Origin of the sequence: Paraburkholderia dilworthii, assembly GCF_000472525.1 — a bacterium.
Lineage (GTDB): Bacteria > Pseudomonadota > Gammaproteobacteria > Burkholderiales > Burkholderiaceae > Paraburkholderia > Paraburkholderia dilworthii.
Genome location: NZ_KI421431.1, coordinates 31,073 through 50,703, shown reverse-complemented (window position 1 = coordinate 50,703; position 19,631 = coordinate 31,073). Strand labels below are relative to the sequence as shown.

At 63.8% G+C, this 19,631-nt stretch carries 17 protein-coding genes; 6 read left to right on the top strand and 11 right to left on the bottom strand.

Annotated features, from left to right (window positions below):
• Positions 1–136 precede the first annotated feature (136 nt).
• The 5 genes from xdhA to guaD all read left to right on the top strand — a co-directional run bounded on the left by xdhA (position 137) and on the right by guaD (position 7,907).
• A complete protein-coding gene (gene xdhA / locus F759_RS0135900; RefSeq protein WP_027803971.1) occupies positions 137–1,681 on the top strand; it encodes a xanthine dehydrogenase small subunit in 1,545 nt (514 codons plus the stop codon).
• Positions 1,681–4,131: a xanthine dehydrogenase molybdopterin binding subunit gene (xdhB, locus tag F759_RS0135895; protein ID WP_027803970.1), complete on the top strand. Its 2,451-nt coding sequence runs from the start codon at positions 1,681–1,683 to the stop codon at positions 4,129–4,131. Before xdhA ends, xdhB begins: the two co-directional genes overlap by 1 nt.
• Positions 4,132–4,303: 172 nt before the next feature.
• Positions 4,304–5,320, top strand: coding sequence for a xanthine dehydrogenase accessory protein XdhC (xdhC, locus tag F759_RS0135890; protein WP_020069013.1), 1,017 nt, complete (start codon positions 4,304–4,306; stop codon positions 5,318–5,320).
• A 68-nt stretch (positions 5,321–5,388) separates the two neighbouring features.
• Positions 5,389–6,435, top strand: coding sequence for an adenosine deaminase (locus F759_RS0135885; protein ID WP_027803969.1), 1,047 nt, complete (start codon positions 5,389–5,391; stop codon positions 6,433–6,435).
• A 107-nt stretch (positions 6,436–6,542) separates the two neighbouring features.
• Complete coding sequence (guaD, locus tag F759_RS0135880) at positions 6,543–7,907, top strand: guanine deaminase (protein ID WP_027803968.1); 1,365 nt, start codon at positions 6,543–6,545, stop codon at positions 7,905–7,907.
• A gap of 120 nt (positions 7,908–8,027) precedes the next feature.
• Here the strand turns inward: guaD and F759_RS0135875 are convergent, their stop codons facing one another.
• Positions 8,028–9,281 (bottom strand): NAD(P)/FAD-dependent oxidoreductase, encoded by a 1,254-nt coding sequence (locus tag F759_RS0135875; protein ID WP_027803967.1) that lies wholly within the window; start codon positions 9,279–9,281, stop codon positions 8,028–8,030.
• A 123-nt stretch (positions 9,282–9,404) separates the two neighbouring features.
• Between F759_RS0135875 and F759_RS0135870 the strand changes: the two genes are divergently transcribed.
• Entirely contained in the window at positions 9,405–10,133 is a 729-nt protein-coding gene (locus tag F759_RS0135870) for a class I SAM-dependent methyltransferase (RefSeq protein WP_027803966.1), read from the top strand.
• A 16-nt stretch (positions 10,134–10,149) separates the two neighbouring features.
• On the opposite strand, the gene F759_RS0135865 is transcribed toward F759_RS0135870, so the two are convergent.
• Genes F759_RS0135865 through F759_RS0135820 form a run of 10 tightly spaced genes read right to left on the bottom strand, consistent with a single transcriptional unit; the run spans position 10,150 to position 19,630 of the window.
• The gene (locus F759_RS0135865; RefSeq protein WP_027803965.1) at positions 10,150–10,593 is read right to left on the bottom strand and encodes an excinuclease ABC subunit A; all 444 of its coding nucleotides are present in this window, start codon (positions 10,591–10,593) and stop codon (positions 10,150–10,152) included.
• Between the two features lie 58 nt (positions 10,594–10,651).
• Complete coding sequence (locus F759_RS0135860) at positions 10,652–11,074, bottom strand: hypothetical protein (RefSeq protein WP_027803964.1); 423 nt, start codon at positions 11,072–11,074, stop codon at positions 10,652–10,654.
• A gap of 34 nt (positions 11,075–11,108) precedes the next feature.
• The gene (locus F759_RS0135855; protein WP_027803963.1) at positions 11,109–12,347 is read right to left on the bottom strand and encodes a beta-ketoacyl synthase N-terminal-like domain-containing protein; all 1,239 of its coding nucleotides are present in this window, start codon (positions 12,345–12,347) and stop codon (positions 11,109–11,111) included.
• Positions 12,344–13,570 carry a beta-ketoacyl-ACP synthase gene (locus F759_RS0135850; RefSeq protein ID WP_027803962.1) on the bottom strand — a complete coding sequence of 409 codons (1,227 nt, stop codon included), beginning with the start codon at positions 13,568–13,570 and terminating at the stop codon, positions 12,344–12,346. The genes F759_RS0135855 and F759_RS0135850 overlap by 4 nt, the downstream gene beginning before the upstream one ends.
• A complete protein-coding gene (locus F759_RS0135845) occupies positions 13,570–14,295 on the bottom strand; it encodes a 3-ketoacyl-ACP reductase FabG2 (protein ID WP_027803961.1) in 726 nt (241 codons plus the stop codon). Before F759_RS0135845 ends, F759_RS0135850 begins: the two co-directional genes overlap by 1 nt.
• On the bottom strand, positions 14,292–14,777 hold the full coding sequence (locus F759_RS0135840) for a hotdog family protein (protein WP_027803960.1): 486 nt from the start codon (positions 14,775–14,777) through the stop codon (positions 14,292–14,294). The genes F759_RS0135845 and F759_RS0135840 overlap by 4 nt, the downstream gene beginning before the upstream one ends.
• Before the next feature lie 8 nt (positions 14,778–14,785).
• Positions 14,786–15,970, bottom strand: a complete 1,185-nt coding sequence (locus F759_RS0135835) for a beta-ketoacyl-[acyl-carrier-protein] synthase family protein (protein WP_027803959.1) — start codon at positions 15,968–15,970, stop codon at positions 14,786–14,788.
• A complete protein-coding gene (locus F759_RS0135830; protein WP_027803958.1) occupies positions 15,967–18,456 on the bottom strand; it encodes an MMPL family transporter in 2,490 nt (829 codons plus the stop codon). The genes F759_RS0135835 and F759_RS0135830 overlap by 4 nt, the downstream gene beginning before the upstream one ends.
• Positions 18,456–19,211: an outer membrane lipoprotein carrier protein LolA gene (locus F759_RS0135825; RefSeq protein WP_027803957.1), complete on the bottom strand. Its 756-nt coding sequence runs from the start codon at positions 19,209–19,211 to the stop codon at positions 18,456–18,458. The genes F759_RS0135830 and F759_RS0135825 overlap by 1 nt, the downstream gene beginning before the upstream one ends.
• Entirely contained in the window at positions 19,199–19,630 is a 432-nt protein-coding gene (locus F759_RS0135820) for an acyl-CoA thioesterase (RefSeq protein WP_027803956.1), read from the bottom strand. Before F759_RS0135820 ends, F759_RS0135825 begins: the two co-directional genes overlap by 13 nt.
• Between the last annotated feature and the right edge of the window lies 1 nt (position 19,631).

Sequence of the window (19,631 nt, the reverse complement as noted above, 5' to 3'; positions counted from 1 at the left end):
ATGCGACATCGGAAATATTTTTGAGGCGCCGTAATGCTATCTTCGGATATGGATGGCGATCTACGTGCGCGAGGCCGGCTTCGGCGCGACCCCATGCGTAACGCGCGCCCGGTCCGCACTGTCTTCTGGATTCGCCATGACAACGCAAACCATCCGCTTTTATCGCCAAGGGTCCGTCCACGAGGTCGCGGGCGCCCCTGCGTCGCGCACCGTGCTCCAGCATCTGCGCGAAGACCTGCATTGCACCGGGACCAAGGAAGGCTGCGCTGAAGGCGACTGCGGCGCGTGCATGGTGGTAATCGGCGAACTCGACGCGCAAGGCGCGCTCGCGCTGAAAGCGGTCAACGCCTGCATCCAGTTTCTTCCCACGCTCGACGGCAAAGCGCTCTTCACCGTCGAAGACCTGCGCACCGCCGGCGGCACGCTGCATTCCGTGCAGCAGGCGATGGTCGACTGTCACGGCTCGCAATGCGGCTTCTGCACGCCCGGTTTCGTCATGTCGATGTGGGCGCTGTACGAAAACCAGCCGGCCGCCGCCGGCCTGCCAACTCGCGACGAAATCAACACCGCCCTCTCCGGCAACCTGTGCCGCTGCACCGGCTACCGGCCGATTGTGGACGCATCGCAGAAAATGTTCGACTACGCGCAATACCCGCGCGTCACGCTTGACCGCAAGGCAGTCGAAGCGGCCCTGCGCACACTGCGACGCGACGACACCTTCGAGTACCGCGCGCCCGACACGCGCGGCGCCGCGTTCGGTGCGCCCGCGTTCTATGCGCCGCTTACGCTCGACGCATTCGCGCGCCTTCGCGCCGAATATCCGCAAGCCCGGATCGTCGCCGGCAGTACCGACGTCGGCTTGTGGGTCACCAAACAGTTCCGCGATCTCGGCGAGGTTCTGTACATTGGCAACGTCCGCGAACTGAAGACGATCGAGCGCGATGCGCAGACGCTGACTGTCGGCGCGGCCGTCACGCTCGAAGACGCATATGCGGCCCTCGCCGCCGACTATCCCGAACTCGCCGAGTTGTGGACGCGCTTTGCGTCGCTGCCCATCCGCAATGCCGGCACGCTCGGCGGCAATGTTGCAAACGGCTCGCCGATCGGCGATTCGATGCCCCCGCTACTCGCGCTCGGCGCCGAAGTCGTGCTGCGCCACGGTGCAAAAACGCGCACGCTGCCACTCGACGCGTTCTATCTCGGCTATCAGAAAACCGCGCTCGGGGCGGGCGAATTCGTTGCCGCGCTGCGCGTGCCGCGGCCGGCGGGCAATCTGCGCTTTCGCACATACAAAGTATCGAAGCGCTACGATCAGGACATTTCCGCGGTCTGTGCGGCCTTCGCTTTGCATATCGGCGATGGCGGCAAGATCGTCGACGCTCGCGTCGCATTCGGCGGCATGGCGGCGACGCCGAAGCGGGCCGCGCAAACCGAGGCTGTAATGACCGGCGCGACGTGGAACGAGAGCACCGCGCGGCAGGCCATGAACGCACTCGTCGCCGACTACCAGCCGCTCACCGACATGCGCGCATCGAGCGCCTATCGGCTGAAGGTGGCGCGCAACCTGCTGTGGCGCTTTCATCTGGAAACGCGCGACGACGCGCCGCTCGCGCTCTTCGACGTCAATGCGTTCGCGTTCGAAGCCGGCGTGCCGGACGCAATTGCGAAGGAGCCGTCGTGATGAACCGCACCGATGCTTTTGTCCAACGCGCTGCACGGCAGGCGGAAAACCCTGCTGAAAAGCACGCCGCCCGGCAGCAACCCGAAGCCGCAATCGGCGTCGCGCTGCCGCATGAATCGGCCGCGCTGCATGTGAGCGGCGAAGCCACGTACACCGACGACATCGCCGAACTACACGGCACGCTGCACGCGGCGCTCGGCTTGTCGCGCCATGCGCACGCGCGCATCGTGTCGATGGATCTCGACGCGGTAAAAAAAGCGCCGGGCGTGATCGCGGTGCTGACCGCAGAAGACATCCCCGGAGAAAACAACTGCGGCCCGGTGCTGCACGACGATCCGATTCTCGCCGTCGATGAAGTGCTGTACCTTGGCCAGCCCGTGTTCGCCGTGATCGCCGAGAGCCACGAACTCGCGCGCCGCGCGGCGGCCCTCGCGAAAAGCGACGACGTGATCCGCTACGAACCGCTCGAAGCGATCCTCACGCCGGCGGACGCGAAGGCCGCGAGACAGTTCGTGTTGCCGCCGCTGCATCTGAAGCGCGGTGATCCCGACGCGAAGATCGCCGCCGCACCGAACAAAATTCGCGGCACGTTCGAGGTCGGCGGTCAGGAGCAGTTCTATCTCGAAGGCCAGGTCGCGTACGCGGTGCCGAAAGAGATGGACGGCATGCTCGTCTATAGCTCGACGCAGCATCCGAGTGAAATGCAACAGGTCGTCGCGCATATGCTCGGCTGGTCCGCGCATAACGTGGTGTGCGAATGCCGCCGGATGGGCGGCGGCTTCGGCGGCAAGGAATCGCAATCGGCGCTCTTTGCGTGCGTGGCGTCGCTTGCGGCGAAGCTGCTGCGTCGTCCGGTCAAACTGCGCGCCGATCGCGACGACGACTTCATGATCACCGGCAAGCGGCACGACGCGATCTACGAATACGAAGCGGGCTTCGACGACAGCGGCCGCATTCTCGGCGCACGCGTGGAAATCGCGTTGCGCGCCGGCTATTCCGCCGATCTGTCGGGCGCGGTCGCGACGCGCGCCGTGTGCCATTTCGATAACGCGTACTACCTGTCCGACGTCGACATCGTCGCGCTCTGCTGCAAGACCAACACGCAGTCGAACACCGCGTTTCGCGGCTTCGGCGGACCGCAAGGTGCGCTCGTGATGGAGGTGATGCTCGACAGCATCGCGCGTCAGTTGAACCGCGATCCGCTCGATGTACGTATCGCCAATTACTACGGCATAGGCGAACGCGATACGACACCTTATGGACAGCGCGTCGAAGACAACATCATCGCGCCGTTGACCGACGATCTGCTCGACTCGAGCGACTATCGCGCGCGCCGCGCAGCGATCGCCGCGTTCAACGCCAAGAGCCCGGTGCTCAAGCGCGGCCTCGCGTTTTCGCCGGTCAAGTTCGGCATCTCGTTCAACGTGCCGTTTCTGAATCAGGCCGGAGCGCTGGTGCATGTGTACAAGGACGGCTCGGTGCTCATCAATCACGGCGGCACCGAGATGGGCCAGGGACTCAACACGAAGGTCGCGCAAGTCGTCGCGAACGAGTTCGGCTTGCCGCTTTCGCGCGTGCGTGTGAGCGCAACCGACACGTCGAAAATCGCCAACACGTCGGCGACCGCCGCTTCGACCGGCAGCGATCTGAACGGCAAGGCTGCGGAAGCCGCCGCGCGAACGATCCGCGCGAGGCTCGCGGAACTGGCAGCGAAACAACTCGGCGGCAATGCAGACGATGTGCGGTTCATCAACGGCGAAGTATCGGTGAACGGCGGCGCGATGCCCTTCGATCAACTTATCGGCGCGGCGTATCTCGCGCGCGTGCAGTTGTGGTCGGACGGTTTCTACGCAACGCCGAAAGTGCATTGGGATGCGAAAACGCTGACCGGTCATCCGTTTTATTACTTCGCGTACGGCGCGGCGGTGTCCGAAGTGGTGATCGACACGCTGACCGGCGAATGGAAGCTGCTGCGCGCCGACGTGCTGCACGATGCCGGCCAGTCGATCAATCCGGCAATCGATCTCGGCCAGGTCGAAGGCGGCTTCATTCAGGGCATGGGCTGGCTCACCACCGAAGAATTGTGGTGGAATCGCGATGGCCGTCTGATGACGCACGCGCCGTCCACGTACAAGATCCCGGCTGTGAACGACACGCCCGCTGCGTTCCACGTGCGGCTCTATGAGAACCCGAACGCCGAGCCGACGGTGTTCCGCTCGAAGGCTGTCGGCGAGCCGCCGCTGCTGCTACCGTTCTCGGTGTTTCTTGCGATTCGCGACGCAATTGCAGCCGCGGTGCCATCCGCTCGACATGCGCCGATGTTGCGCGCGCCCGCCACGCCCGAAGCGATTCTCGATGCACTGGATGCATTGCACGCACAAAGCGCGAGCGATTCGTCATTGGCGCAAGGAACGGCAAAGGAAGCGACGGCCACGAACACGACTGCCTGAGACGTGCGCAAAGCAGGGGCCGAAGCAAAGAACCGAAAGACAGAACCGAAACGCAGAACTCAAGCGAATAGAAAAGTGACGAACCTCAACGCCCGATGCGATACAAACGCCTCGCGCCACGCTCAACTACCCGCACGGAAACCCCGAGCGGCACTGTACGGAGAATCGCCGGATGCAAGCCTGGCTACCTGACCTGCAACAACTGCTCGCGCACGGCGACGCCGCCGTGCTGGTGACGGTCGCGCGCGTCGAAGGTTCGGCGCCTCGCGAGGCCGGCACCAAGATGATCGTCACCCGCGATTCGGCGAAACATACCATTGGCGGCGGACACCTCGAATGGAAAGCAATCGAGACCGCGCGCCAGGTGCTGCGCGACGGCATGCGCTCGCCGCATATGCGCCGGCTCGAACGTTTCGCGCTCGGCCCGAGCCTCGGCCAATGCTGCGGCGGCGCGGTGATACTCGCGTTCGAACGGCTCGACATCGGCGATCTCGGCTGGATTACGTCGCTTGCGAAGCGCGTGGCCGCCGGTCAATCGACGGTGCGTAGCGTATCATTCGGCCCCGCACCGGATGCGGTGATGCTGTCCGACCCCGAGCCGGGCGTCGATGCCGCCGACTGCCTGCTGTGGGACGGCGCCGGTTTCGACGACAGCGGCGCGCTGCTCACCGAAACCATTGCGCCAGGCGACTTCCCGGTCGTGCTGTTCGGCGCGGGCCATGTGGGCGCCGCGCTGGTTCGCGTGCTGGCCACGCTGCCTTGCACGGTACGCTGGGTCGATGAACGCGACGCGCAGTTTCCACCCGTCGAATCGCTGCACGCGCACAACGTGAAGATCGACGCGAACGACGCGCCCGACGAAGCCGTCGACACCGCCGCGCCCAACACGTACTTCATCGTGATGACGCACAACCATACGCGCGACCTCGAACTGGCCGAGCGCATTCTGAGGCGCGGCGACTTCGCATTCTTCGGCATGATCGGCTCGCACAGCAAGCGCAAGCAGTTCGAACACCGGCTCGCCGCGCGCGGCATCGATCCGTCGCGGATTGCGCGGATGAAGTGTCCGCTCGGCGTGGACGGCATTGTCGACAAGTCGCCGGAAATCATTGCGATTTCCGCCGCCGCGCAACTGCTGCAAGCTGTCGAAGCGAATGCGAGCGTGCATCGCGCAGCGCAGACCGTTTGACGAACGGCAGGTCGACATCACGCTCACGCATCCGGCGCACAACGACACCAATGAACTCCTGACCGACCATGAATACAACAACCGCTACGTCCCTCATCGAAAAGGCCATGCTCGCACCGAAGGCCGAGTTGCATATTCACATCGAGGGCTCGCTTGAACCCGAACTGATTTTCGCGCTTGCCGAGCGCAACGGCGTGAAGCTCGCTTACGACTCGATCGAAGCGTTGCGCGACGCCTACGCGTTCACCGATCTGCAATCGTTTCTCGACATCTATTACGCCGGCGCAAGCGTGCTGCTGCACGAGCAGGATTTCTACGACATGACGATGGCGTATGTCGAGCGCTGCCTCGCCGACAACGTGATTCACAGCGAAATTTTCTTCGATCCGCAGACACACACCGAGCGCGGCGTGCCTATTGCGACGGTCGTAGCCGGCATCGAGCGCGCGCTCGCCGACGCTGAAAAGCGCGGCATGTCGAGCAAGCTGATTTTGTGCTTCCTGCGTCACCTGTCGGAAGAAGATGCGCTCGCCACATTCGAGGAAGCGCGGCCTTTATTCGAGCAGTACAGGCATCGTCTGATCGGCGTCGGGCTCGATTCGTCGGAGCGCGGCCATCCGCCCTCGAAGTTCGAGCGCGTCTTCGCGAAAGCGCGTGCGGTCGGCCTGAAGCTCGTCGCGCATGCGGGCGAGGAAGGACCGCCGTCGTATATCTATGAAGCGCTCGATCTGCTCAAGGTGGACCGCGTCGATCACGGCGTGCGCAGCATCGAAGATCCGGCGCTCGTCGCGCGTCTTGCCGACACGCGCGTTGCGTTGACGGTGTGTCCGCTGTCGAACCTCAAGCTCTGCGTATTCGACGACATGACGAAACACACGCTGAAAGACTTGCTCGATCGCGGCGTCGCCGTCACGGTGAATTCCGACGATCCCGCGTATTTCGGCGGCTATGTGAACGCGAACTATGCGGCGACCATCGACGCATTGAAGCTCGACGATGCCGAGGTCTACACGATCATCCGCAACGGTTTCGAAGCGTCGTTCGTTACGCCCGGGCAACGCGCGGAGCTGATCGCGAAGCTCGACGCACATTGGAATCAAAACGGCCCGCACTGACGGGCCGATGTATCGCAGCGTGGACGGCGTGGACTCCTCGACGAATCCGGCATCGCAACGCCGCCTTCCACGCTGCCTGGCTTTTCACATTCGGAGACGGCTTTCTCATGACTCACCCGGCGCAAACGGCTAATCCAGCCCAATCGGCATTCCGCGCGCAATTGCTGACTTTCAACGGCGATCCGTCGCGCTCGCCCAATGCAGCGGTCTTCAATGAGGACGGCCTGCTGATCGTCGAAGACGGCCATGTCGTCGCAGCGGGCGAGTATGCGGTGCTCTCGCCGCAGCTAGCGGCGGGCGCGCCGGTGCAGGACATGCGCGACAAGCTGATCGTGCCGGGTTTCATCGACACGCATATTCATTATCCGCAGACGGACATGATCGCGTCGCCTGCGCCCGGCCTGTTGCCCTGGCTCGACACGTACACGTTTCCGACCGAACGCCGTTTCGCCGATCAAGCCTATGCGCGCGATACGGCGAGCTTCTTCCTCGAAGAACTGCTGTCTTGCGGCACGACCACGGCGCTCGTGTATTGCACGGTGCATAAGGAATCGGCCGACGCGCTCTTCGCCGAAAGCGAGGCGCGCAATCTGCGCATGGTGGCGGGCAAGGTGCTGATGGACCGCAACTGTCCCGAGTTTCTGCGCGACACCGCGCAGTCCGGCTACGACGACAGCGCCGAGCTGATCGGCCGCTGGCACAATCGCGGCCGTCAAATGTACGCGCTCACGCCGCGCTTTGCGCCGACGTCGACCGAAGCGCAACTGGAAGCATGCGGCGTGCTGGCGGGCAAGCATGCGGATGTGTTCATCCAGAGCCACGTCGCGGAAAACACCGATGAAGTGAAGTGGGTGAACAGTCTCTTCCCCGGTCATCGCAGCTATCTGGACATCTACGACCACTACGGTCTGCTGCGCCGCCGCGCCGTGTACGGCCACTGCATTCATCTCGACGCGCAAGACCGGCAACGCATGGCTCAAACCGGCACCGTCGCGTCGCATTGCCCGACTTCGAACCTGTTTCTCGGCAGCGGCCTATTCGATTTCGACAAGGCCGATGAAGCCGGCATGCCGATCGCGCTCGCTACCGACGTCGGCGGCGGCACGTCGTTCTCGATGCTGCAAACGATGAACGAGGCGCACAAAGTCGCGCGTTTGACGGGCCATCATCTGACGGCCACGCGCATGTTCTATCTCGCGACAGCGGGTGCGGCCGAAGCGCTCGATCTCGCCGACAAGGTGGGCGCGCTCAAGCCGAAGTCGGAAGCGGACTTCGTCGTGCTCGATCCGCAAGCAACGCCGCTTCTCGCGCGCCGCACGGCGCGCACAGAATCGCTCGAAGAACTGCTGTTCGCTTTCGCGCTGCTTGGCGACGATCGCGCTGTCTATGAAACGTATGCGGCCGGCAAGCGCGTGCACCGCCGCGACGATGTACGGCAGCATGTGCCGCGCGTCGCACGGTTTGCGGCCTGATCGACGTTCGAATGTGGCCTGATGTGCTTTGCTGATATCGAACGAAAACGGCGCTCCCAAGCATGACAAGGGAGCGCCGTTTCAGTTTCCGCATGCAGTGCATACGTTGCGTGCGAGGACTCAGCCGTGCGTGCACACCTCATGCAATGCATTGAGCCTGCGCACCGGATCGGCGACATACGGGTTCGATTCGTCCCACGCGTAGCCCGCCAGCACGGCGCTGATCATGCGGCGGATCGACGGCGTTTGGTCGGGATAGAAAATGATGTCCTGCAATTCGCCCGTGTACCAGCGCTCGACAAACGCGCGGAATGTGTCGATGCCCTTGCGCAAGGGCACATCGTAGTTCGCGGACCAGTCGACCTGCTCGCCATCCAGTTGGCGGTTCAAGGTCTGCACTGCCAGATACGCCGAGCGTAGCGCGATCGTCACGCCCGAGGAGAACACCGGATCGAGAAACTCACCGGCATTACCGAGCAGTGCGTAACCGGGTCCGTGCAGACGCTCGACGTTCGCCGAATAACCGCCGATATGACGCACCGGCATCAGGAACGGCGCGTCGCCGATCAGCCGGTTAAACGTCGGCTCTTTCTGGATCAGCGCACGCAGCTTCGCCTCGCGCTCGGCTTCGGGCACGTCGAGATAACTCGACTCGGCGACGCAACCCACCGACGACCGCCCGCCCGCAAGCGGAATCATCCAGAACCACACATCGCGGCGCTCAGGATGCGTTGCCACGCAAATCTTGTTGCGATCGTGGGCGCCGGCCGGCAGGCCATCATAGACATGCGAGAAAAGCGCCGCGCGGGTCGGCAAGCGCGTGGGCGCCTCCAGACTCAGCAGACGCGGCAGCACGCGGCCGAACCCGCTTGCATCGAATATGAAGCGCGCTTGAACCTGATACGCATGACCGGCTTCGTCCGTCACGTCGACGCGCGGCGCAGCGCCCGTGCCCTCGTCCGTATGAACAGCCTGCACCGTATGCCCGAAGCGCACGTCCGCGCCCTGCTCGGCCGCGCAGCGAATCAGGATGTCGTCGAACACAGCGCGCTCGACCTGGTAGGTCGTGCCCCATCCCGCCGAATGCTTGTCGCGGAAGTCGAATGACGACGACTGGCCGCGATACACGAACTGCGCGCCGTTCTTGTACTGGAAGCCCGCCTCGACCACCGCTTGCAGCATGCCCGCTTCCTCGAGGTAAGCCATGCTTTGCGGCAACAGGCTCTCGCCAATCGAAAAACGCGGGAAGTGCTGGCGCTCCAGCACGAGCACCGAGCGGCCCGCTTTGCGCAGCAACGCGGCCGCCACCGCGCCGGCCGGACCGGCGCCGATGATCGCTACGTCAACGGCGATGTGCCCGGCCGTGTGCTTCATGTCATGTGTACTCAAGTTTGCCTCAATCGTTTGCTTGCCCGACGCAGCATTACGCTGCATCCTTACGTCCTGTTACATTGCATCTCTAACAGCAATAACCACCATTCACCGGGGAGCCCCAGCGTGTCGCCGTCTCCAACATCCAGCGTGCCTTTCGTGCCGGAAACGGCATTTGGAATCTGGTTCCTGCGTACTCACACATGGGAACATCATGTGTTGCGCGTCGCGATCAACGATCTCAAACGTTTGATTGATACGCCGTTGCCCGCAGCGCCCGTTATCGTCGACGTGGGCTGCGGACAAGGTATTTCGTTTCGCCTGCTCGCCGATGCATTCAAGCCGTGCCGCATCGTCGGTATCGACTATCACGAGGCGTCGCTAAAGCTCGCCGTCAACGCCGCCGCTGCTTGCCGCAATCAGCTCGCCGACATCGAACTGCTGCACGGCGACTGCGCGGCACTGCCGCTGCCCGATGCAAGCGCCGACATCGTGTTCTGCCATCAGACCTTCCATCATCTCGTCGAGCAGGACCGCGCGCTCGCCGAGTTCCGCCGCGTGTTAAAGCCTGGCGGCGTCCTGCTGTTCGCCGAATCCACCGACGCGTACATCAGATCGTGGGTGATCCGGCTGCTGTTTCGCCATCCGATGCATGTGCAAAAAAGCGCGGATGGCTATCTCGACATGATTCGCCGCAGCGGCTTCAGCTTCACCGAACGCAACGTCTCGCTGCCGTACCTGTGGTGGAGCCGTGCGAAAGACTTCGGCCTGCTGGAGCGACTCGGCCTTTACCGTCCGCAACCCGGCAAGCGCCGCGAAACGCTCGTCAATGTCGCGGCGGTGAAGGCCACCTGAACTGGCTTAAGTCGCGTTACTTGCGCAGCGTGACCACATCGCCCTTCAGCGCGACGCCGGCGATCACCGCGCCCGCGCCACAGGTGAACTCGGTCGCGCTCTCGCGCACTTCGTTCTTGTAGTTGCTCTTGATGTTGATCACCGCGTTGCCGCCTTCCTTGCGCGCGCGGTCTTGCAACTCGATCACCGCCGACAGGAACACATGCTGACATGCCGCCTCATCGCTCTTGCCGAACGCGTTCGTCTTCTTGTTCGTCGCGAATTCGCCGATCGTCTTCGCGACGGCCGGATGCCGCTGGCCTGCGAAATACAGCGCAACGTCGTCGCCGACCTTGCCCGGTTCGCTTTGCAACGCTTCGCTGATCGGATAGTTGCTCACCGAGTCGCGCGCAAAGGCCGGCGCGGCGCTCAGCATCGCAAACGAAGTAGCGAGTGTGACCAATATCAGATGACGTTTCATTGATACTCCTTCGTGGTTGTTATGGGTTTTACGTTTTTCTTATCCACTGCGTTGCAACTCAGTTCGCCTCGAGCACGGCAAGCCGGCCGCTGATCGCAATCGCGGCAGCACTCGGGCTCACGCCGCAGGTGAACTCGCTCGACGAATTGCTTTCGCTGCTGTGAAAGCGCGTCGTCACGTCGATCACTGCATTCGCATTGCGCTCGCGTGCCGCCGCGCGCAGTTTGCCGATCGCTTCACCAAGCGCCTCGCGGCACGCGTCGTCCGGACCTGCGACCTTGCGCGCGATGCGCACGGAGTACGACACGTTGCCGAGTTCGCTCTTCACGGCCGGATGGCTCTGCTCGCCGAAATACACGGGCACGCCACCGCGCGATTCGCCGCCCGCGGCCGCCAGCGGCAGCGACTTCACCTGCGTCGCACAACCCGTCAGCGTCGCCGCTGCAATCGTCAATGCGCCTAGCACCCAAGCTCTTTTCATTTTCGTCACCCTCGTTTTTTAAAGTTGCGACCGTTCAGCCGCCCTGCCACGCCTCGAACATCAAACTCGCGCAACTTCCGCCGAATCCGAACGACACCGACATCGCCGTGCCGATGCGCGCATCGCGTGTTTCGCGCACGAGCGGCATGCCGTCGATTTCCGGCTCCGCTGAATCTATTCCCGTTGTGCCCGCTATAAACCCGTCGCGCATCATCAGCAACGTGTAGACCGCTTCGTGCGCGCCGCATGCGCCAAGCGGATGCCCGGTCATGCTCTTGGTCGACGAAAACGCGGGCACGCCGTGGTCCGATGCCGCGCCGAACACTTGCCTTAACGCATGCAGTTCCTCGACGTCGCCAGGCGGCGTGGAAGGCGCATGCGTGTTGATGTAATCCGGACGCTTGCCCGCTTCGTTCAGCGCGCCGCGCATGGCGCGTGCGATGCCGGCCGCGCGCGGTGTGACCATGCCGGCGTCGGTGCAATCGCCGAATCCGGTGAGTTCCGCGTAGATGCGTGCGCCGCGCGCCAATGCGTGATCCAGTGCTTCGAGCACGAGCACGCCGCCGCCCGACGCAATCACGAAACCGTCGCGCGCCGTATCGTAAGGACGCGAGGCGCGCTCGGGCGTGTCGTTGAAGCGGCGCGACAACGCGCCCATCGCGTCGAACATCAGCGTCATGTTGTCGTGCAGCGATTCGCTGCCGCCCGCGAGCACGATCTGCTGGCGGCCGGTCTGAATCAGTTGCATCGCCTGGCCGATCGCCAGCGCGGAAGTCGTACATGCCGACGACGGCGAATAGCTGACGCCTTCGAGCCCGAACACCTGCGCGACGTTCGCCGAAGCGGTGCTGCTCATTGCATGCGGCACCGTATAAGGCGGCACTTTTTCGACGCCGCGCGTATTCGCAATGGCCATCGCCTCGTCGTAGCTCGACATCGTACCGACGCCCGAGCCCATCACCGTGCCGGCAAGCGGCGAGCGCAACATGGCGGCATTAAGCCCGGCATCGTCGATTGCCTTGCGCGCGGCATGGCAAGCGAAACGTGCTGTATCGCCCATGAAGCGCTCCAGTTTGCGCTCGAACGGCGCCTCGTTAGCGACGGAAGCGACGCCCGCGACTTGCGACGCAAAGCCGCGCTCGCGCCACGCGTCGATCCGCTCGATGCGCGATGTCCCCGCACGCAATGCCGCGGACACTTCGTCGAGCGAATTGCCGAGGCACGACACGATGCCCATGCCGGTGACAACTACGCGTTGCAGCTTCACGCTCATCGAACGCGCCTGAAAATGAGCGACGTATTGATCCCGCCGAACGCGAAGTTGTTGCTCATCACCAGTTCGGCGTCGATCTCGCGCCCCGCGCCGACGATGTAATCGAGCGGCGCGCAAGCCGGGTCCACGTCATGCAGATTCAGCGTGGGCGCGTACCAGTTGCGCTTCATCATCTCGATCGTCCACCAGGCTTCGAGCGCGCCGCACGCGCCGAGCGTATGGCCGACGTAGCTCTTGAGCGAACTGATCGGCATGCGCTCGCCGAACGTCTGCGCGGTCGCGTGGCTTTCCGCGATATCGCCACGATCAGTCGACGTGCCATGCGCGTTGACGTACTCGATCGCTTCGGGCCGGAGTTGTGCGTCGTTGAGCGCGAGTTGCATCGCGAGCGCCATCGTTTCCGCGGTAGGCTGTGTCATATGCGCGCCGTCCGAGTTGCACCCGAAGCCGACGATCTCCGCGTGAATCCGCGCGCCGCGCGCGACTGCATGTTCGTATTCCTCGAGCACCAGCGTGGCCGCGCCTTCGCCGACCACGAGGCCGTCGCGCGCGGCATCGAAAGGACGCGGCGTCAGATGCGGCTCGTCGTTGCGAGTGCTCGTTGCGTACAACGTATCGAATACGGCGACCGCCGGGCCAGACAGTTCTTCCGCGCCGCCCGCGAGCATCAGTGTCTGCTTGCCCGTCTGAATCGCTTCATACGCGTAGCCGATCGCCTGGCTGCCCGATGCACATGCACACGACGTCGGAATGATTCGCCCTTTCAAGTCCCAGAACAGGCTGACGTTCACTGCCGCCGTGTGCGGCATCATCTGCACGTAGCTGTTCGATGTGACGTCGCTCATGGAGCCCGTTTCGAGCATCGTGCCGAACGCGCGGATCGGCTGCACGGAACCCGACGACGAACCGTATGCGACACCCATGCGGCCGTCCTTGATGCCAGGGTCGTCGGCGAGGCCCGCGTCGGCGAGCGCGAGTTCGCTTGCGCGCACCGAATACATCGACACGGGGCCCATCGAACGCGTCTTCTTGCGCGGATAGTGAGCGGGCGCGACGAACTCCGGCAACGGACATGCGAGCCGCGTGTGCAACGATTCGAAGTAGTCCCACTCGGGCATGCGCCGCACTGCGTTCACGCCGCTTTTCAGGCGCGCTTCGATCGCGTCCCAGCTATCGCCGAGCGCGGTGACACCGCCCATGCCGGTAATGACGACTCGCTTCATCACACCATCCCGCCATTGACGCCGATCACCTGGCGCGTGACATACGAGGCCGCATCCGACATCAGGAAGCTGACCACGGACGCCACCTCGGCAGGTTGACCGACGCGGTTCATCGGCACCGTCTTCAATGCGTGTTCGAGCGGCATCTCTTCCAGCATGCCGGTTTCGATCAAACCGGGAGCCACGCAGTTCACGGTGATGTTGCGCGTCGCGAGTTCCACCGCGAGCGCCTTGGTCGCGCCGATCAGGCCAGCTTTTGCCGCGCTGTAGTTGACCTGGCCGCGATTGCCCATCACGCCGGATACCGACGCGATCGTGACGATGCGCCCGCCCTTGCGCGCGCGCACCATCGGCATGGTCAGCGGATGAACGACGTTATAGAAAGAGTCGAGACCGGTTTCGATTACAACGTCCCAGTCTTCGTCGGTGAGCGCAGGGAAAGCGGCGTCGCGCGTCACGCCGGCGCTGCATACGATGCCGTAGTACGGACCGTACGCAGCGACGTCCGCTTCGAGCACTTCGCGGCACACCGCGCGCTCGCGCACGTCGAATTGCAGCACGCGCGCGGTGCCGCCCTGCGCGGCAATGCCCGTCGCGACCGCTTCGGCCTCGGCACGCCCCGTGCGGCAGTGCACGGATACCGCAAAGCCGTCGGCGGCCAACTGGTACGCAATCGCGCGGCCGATGCCGCGGCTTGCGCCGGTAACGAGAACACGCCGGCTCATGAACTGAAACTCCCTTCAATGAATGACTGAAAATCGGACGGCTGGAATACCTTGATCACGGCCTCGGCGCAACACACGTCGCCATGATGAATCGTGCATTCGTATGCGCCGTGGCCTTCGTCGCTGCGCAGCAGCTCCGTTGTGCGAATCAGCAATTGCGCACCGCCCGCGAACGACGGCTGCAACGCCTTGTAGCTGCGCGAACCGAGCAGCACACCGGGCCGCGCGCGGCCGCCGCCACGCATCGCCAGCAATGCAACGTGCGCCGCGATTGCCTGCGCCATCAGTTCGATGCCGATCCACGCGGGCATCGCGCCTTGCGCATCCGCATACCAGGCATCGGCATGCACGGTTGCGCGCGCAATCAGCGTCTGTTCGTCGAACGTGTTGACGGCGTCGATCAGCAACATGGTGCCGCGATGCGGGATGATCGCCTCGATAGGTTGCTGCAACAGTTCGTCGATGCCTGGTGTTGAGTTCATCGCGCGCCTCACCGTGCAAGAATCAGGCTGACGTTGCTGCCGCCGAACGCAAACGAGTTGCTCATCACGTATTGCGAGCCCTCGTCGCGCGGCACGAATCGTTCGCTCTCGACGAGGTCGAGCGAGGGCAGCGCGGGATCGGCTTCGCCGTCCCACGCATGACGTGGCAATGCAACGTCGTCGCGCGCGAGCGTGAGCCAGGCGAAGCCGAGTTCGGTCGCGCCCGCCGCACCGAGTTGATGACCCGTCAGCGGCTTCGTGCCGCTCGTCGCGACGCCGTCAGGGAAAACGCGTGACATCAGGCTCGCTTCCATCTCGTCGTTCTTGCGCGTGGCGGTGGCGTGCAGATTTACATAAGCAATCGATGACGCTGAAATACCCGCATCCGCGATTGCTTCGCGCAGCGCCATTTCTCCGCCCACACCTTGCGGATCGGGCGCTGAAATATGATGCGCGTCGCTCGATTCGCCGACACCCGCGAGGCGCACCGCGGCTTCGTCGCGGCTCATCAGAAACACCGCCGAGCCTTCGCCCACGTTGATCCCGCAACGATTGCGGCTCATCGGGTTGGTGCGCACGCTGCTCGTCGATTCGAGCGACGCAAAGCCTTGCACCGTCAGCTCGCACAATGAATCGACACCGCCTACGACCACCGCATCGCACATCTGCAATTGCAGCAGACGGCGCGCCGACGCGAACGCTTTCGCGCTCGACGTGCACGCCGTCGAGATCGTGAACGCGGGGCCCTGCAAGCCGAGTGCGGCCGCCGCGAACGGCGCGGCCGTGCCGATCTCCATCTGCCGGTAGTTGAAGCTCGCGGGCAAGTCGCCCGCTTGCGCCTGATAGACGAACGCGGCCTCGGCCGCTTCGATACCGGATGTGCTGGTGCCGAGCACCACGCCGATCCGGTGCGCACCATAGCGCTCGCGCGCCGCTTCGACAGCAGGCGCAATCTGCGTGAGCGCGGCGAGCAGCAAGCGGTTGTTGCGGCAGTCGTAACGCGCGAGATCGGCGGGCGGCGCAAGATCGAGCGGCGTCAATACGCTGCCGACAAACGCGTCGCCGATGCCCGTATGCACCGCCGCCATGCCGCGCGCGTGGTTTGCGGCGAGCGCCGGCACGATGCTTTCGAGGTCGCCGCCGAGCGCGTTGATCATGCCGAGCGCGTGCAAATAAACTGGTGGCGCTTTCATGCGACCCTCCTGGATTCCGATGGCATGCCGATCGGCGCGAGCAGCACAGACACGGCGATGCCGAGCGCGAGCGTCACGCCAAAACTCTTCAGCGCGGGCATTGCGCTCATGCCGAGCATGCCGAACGACAGCAGCGTAGTGGCCGCCGACAGCAGTACACCTGTCCACACCGCGCCGAGATCCGCGTCGGCGCGCAGACAACCTTCGCGCAGAAACACCGCGTAATTTGCGCCGACGCCGAGCACCAGCATCAGCGCGAGCCAGTTGAACAGATTGAGCGGCACGCGCGCGTAGCCGAATACCGCGAGCGTGACGCCCACGGCGAGCAGCACGGGCAGCGTCACGGCGATGCCGCCGCGCACGCGGTGTTGCAACGGCTGGTCCTTCGCCGCATCGCCCGAGGGCAGTCGCTGCGCGGCGTATCGCACGACAAGCAGAATCAGCACCAGTGTCAGCGCGCCGCCGAGCCACCGGCCGCTATCCACGCGATACGCGCCGAACAGCTTCGACACGCTCGCAGCCTTGTCGACGAAAGCGACGCCGGGCAATGCGCGTGCGGTCGCGATCAATGCAGGCTCGTTGCGCGGCGTCACGCCTTGCGGAATCACGACGGCGGCATAAGGTTTCGTCGCTGCATCGACCTGGCCGAGCCACAGATGCCGGTACGGTTGCGACCACGGCACGGCGAGCCATTGATCGACGGTAAGAAGCGCTTGCGGTTTCGCTTGCGCGGCGATCCACGCGTCGGCGACTTCGTCCTTGAAGCCGGCTTGCAGCAGCGTGCTGCGCAATGCAGCCTTATCGTCGAACACATGCTGTGCGAGCAACGCGCGGTCTTCATTCTGCTGCTGCGCCGACGGCACGAATTGCGCGACCGACTGATAACCGCCCACCTTGTCCGGCGTGCCGTTCAGTGCGTCGAGTTTTGCGCCGAGCGCTTCGGCCCGCTGCAATACGACCTCGGGCGTTTCGCCGCGCACGACAAAAAACTGCGCGCTGTTATCGACGCCCACGGCCTCGCGCACCTTATCCTCTTGCGCGACGAGCGAAGGGTCGCGCTGGATCAGCAGATGAATATCGTCGTCGCTCGTGAGACGCAACCAGCCGGGAATTGCGACGACCAGCAGCAGCGCCGCGACGAACCATGCACGCCTGCCGCCGATCGCGCGATGCCATGCACTGAGCAAACGCGCCGCGCGCTCGAAAAGTCGCCGCGGGCTGTGCTTCGGCGCGTGGGGCAGCAACGCGGGCAATAGCCACATCACCGAGGCGAAAGCCGTCACGATGCCCGCCATCGCAAAGCACGCGATCTGCTTGAGCGCGGGGAAAGGTACCCATGTGAGAATCGCGTAGCCGAGCAGGCTCGTGGCAAGCGCAACACTCAACGCGGGACGCACGGCACGCGCGCCTCGCCGTGCATCCCAATCGCGCCCGGCGCCGAGATAGACGACGAAATACTGGATCGAATAATCGACCGCTTCGCCGATCAGGCTCGCGCCGAACACGAGCGTCAGCAAATGCAGCTTGCCGAATACAAGCAACGTCACGGCGAGTGCGCAGACAATGCCGAGGGCTGTTGAGACGAAACCAAGCAATAGCAGACGCGGCGAACGGAACACCCACATCATCAACAACGCGATGCCGACGAGCGATGCGACGCCGATCAGATGCACTTCGCGTTCCGATGCGCTGCGCGCCGATTCTGCGTAGAACACGGCGCCGGTTCGCGCGACGGATACGTCGGGGAATGCCTGCTTCAACGCGCTTTCGCCTTGCGTGAGCGCCGCGAGTACTGCTTGCTGTGTCTTTGTTTCGTAGGCCGAGCCCGGTAGAGTCGCGGCGATCAGTACGCTCGTTGCGTTGCCTCGATGCGCGTCCTGATGCGATACCAACAGCCCATCTTCGAGTTCAAGCTTCGATGTCGCAAGCGGCAGATTGCCGAGCCAATGTTCGAGCCAGCCGAAGGGATCGTCGGCGAGCGACGTGGTGAGCCCGCCGCGCAATGGGCTGTAGATGTGCTGGGCAAGCGCGTCATGTAACGCGGAGTTTGACGCGGAATCCGACGCCTTATTGCCGGCAATGACAGCGCGGTCGGCAGCCGTCAGCAAACCGAAGCGATATGGCATATACAGCGACGCGATCTGCGATAGATCGAACGGCGGCAATTCCGCCGTCACCGAAGTGAACGCACCGCTCTTTTGCAGCGACGCGCCGAGTTGCTTCGCCGCCGCTTTCGCGTGTGCGTCGTCGCGACTGGTCACCAGGAAAACCGTGCGGTCCCCCAGCGCGCTAGCAAGCGTATCAACAGCTTTTTCGGCGACGGGGTCCGCTTCGGTCGCGGGCAGCAGCGCGAGCAGATTGGTTTGCAACGGCGACGGTCCGGCAAAACGCCAGCCGCAATACAGCGCCGCGACGAGCGCGAGCAGCAGCCACGCGGCGCGTATGCCCCATGCTTTTTTCTCGGACGTGTGTTGCAGCAACTCCATCAGGGCGCCCCGAGCAAGCTGCGTTCGGTCGCGGCCGGTTCACTCACCGCCTCGCTTTTGCTGAACTCGAGCTGCGTCGTATCGCCGTTGGCGAGGGCAATGCGCAAGCTCTGCAGATAATCGCCGCCGGTCATCTGCAAACCTTTGATCGACTGCGCGATCTGCGGCTGGTTCGGCGTGAGTTGCATGCGCCAGTGCGCGGCGCTGCCCTCGGCCTGCACGTCGAACTGCGAATAGAGGGCGGACAGATCGCCGCCGAGCATCGCACGCATCATCTTCGAGACCTGCGCGACGCCGCGCGTGCCTTGCGCACTGTGCGCCGTGACGCGCTGACCGTTGGCGTTCAGCTCGGCGACGCCAGCATCGGTGATCACGTAAGTGGCTTTGTACGGCGTGTCGATGTGCCAGATCACGCCGCGCTCACGCAGGAACAGCAAGGAACCGGTACTGACGAGCGGCTGCTTCATCGCGGCGAGCGTCTGCGTTTGCGTGAATTGCGCGCGCACGCCTTTGGCCTGAGCCAGGTGCGAGGCGATCTGCGAAACGAGCGCGGGGTTGCCGTCTGTTGACCCCGCTTCTACTGCTTTTTTTGTTGCCGACTGTGGTGCTTGCGCCGCCGAACCAGTTGCGGTTGCGGTTGCCGTTGCCGTCGTTGACGCCGCGTACGCCGGCCCTATCGCGACGTTCAGCGCAGTCGCGACCGCAAATGCACGCAGCACGTTCGACAGACGCGCGCGAGGATTCATCGTCCCCATACCCGCTCCAGTTTCTCGAAGACGACCGGCGGCGACACGAACTGCAACTCCCGCGTGGCGGCATCGACGGCCACCTGGATCGTATAGCCCTTGGTGAGCCGCGTGCCCGATGCGCAATCGACGATTTCATAGCCTATTTTCAAGCGGTTTTCGTGTTCGAGCAGTTGCGTGCGCACGTCGAGCTCCTGACCGTATGTAGCCGGACGAACGTACTTGAGATGCGCTTCGACGATCGGCCAGAGATAACCCGACGCCTGCATCTCGCGGTAGTCGTAGTCGAACGCGCGCAATAGCGCCGCGCGGCCAATCTCGAAGTACTTCAGATAATGGCCGTGCCAGCACACGTTCATCGCATCGACGTCGTGGAACGGCACTTCGACCATTGCACTCGCGTTCAACACATTGCGGCTTCCGCTCATG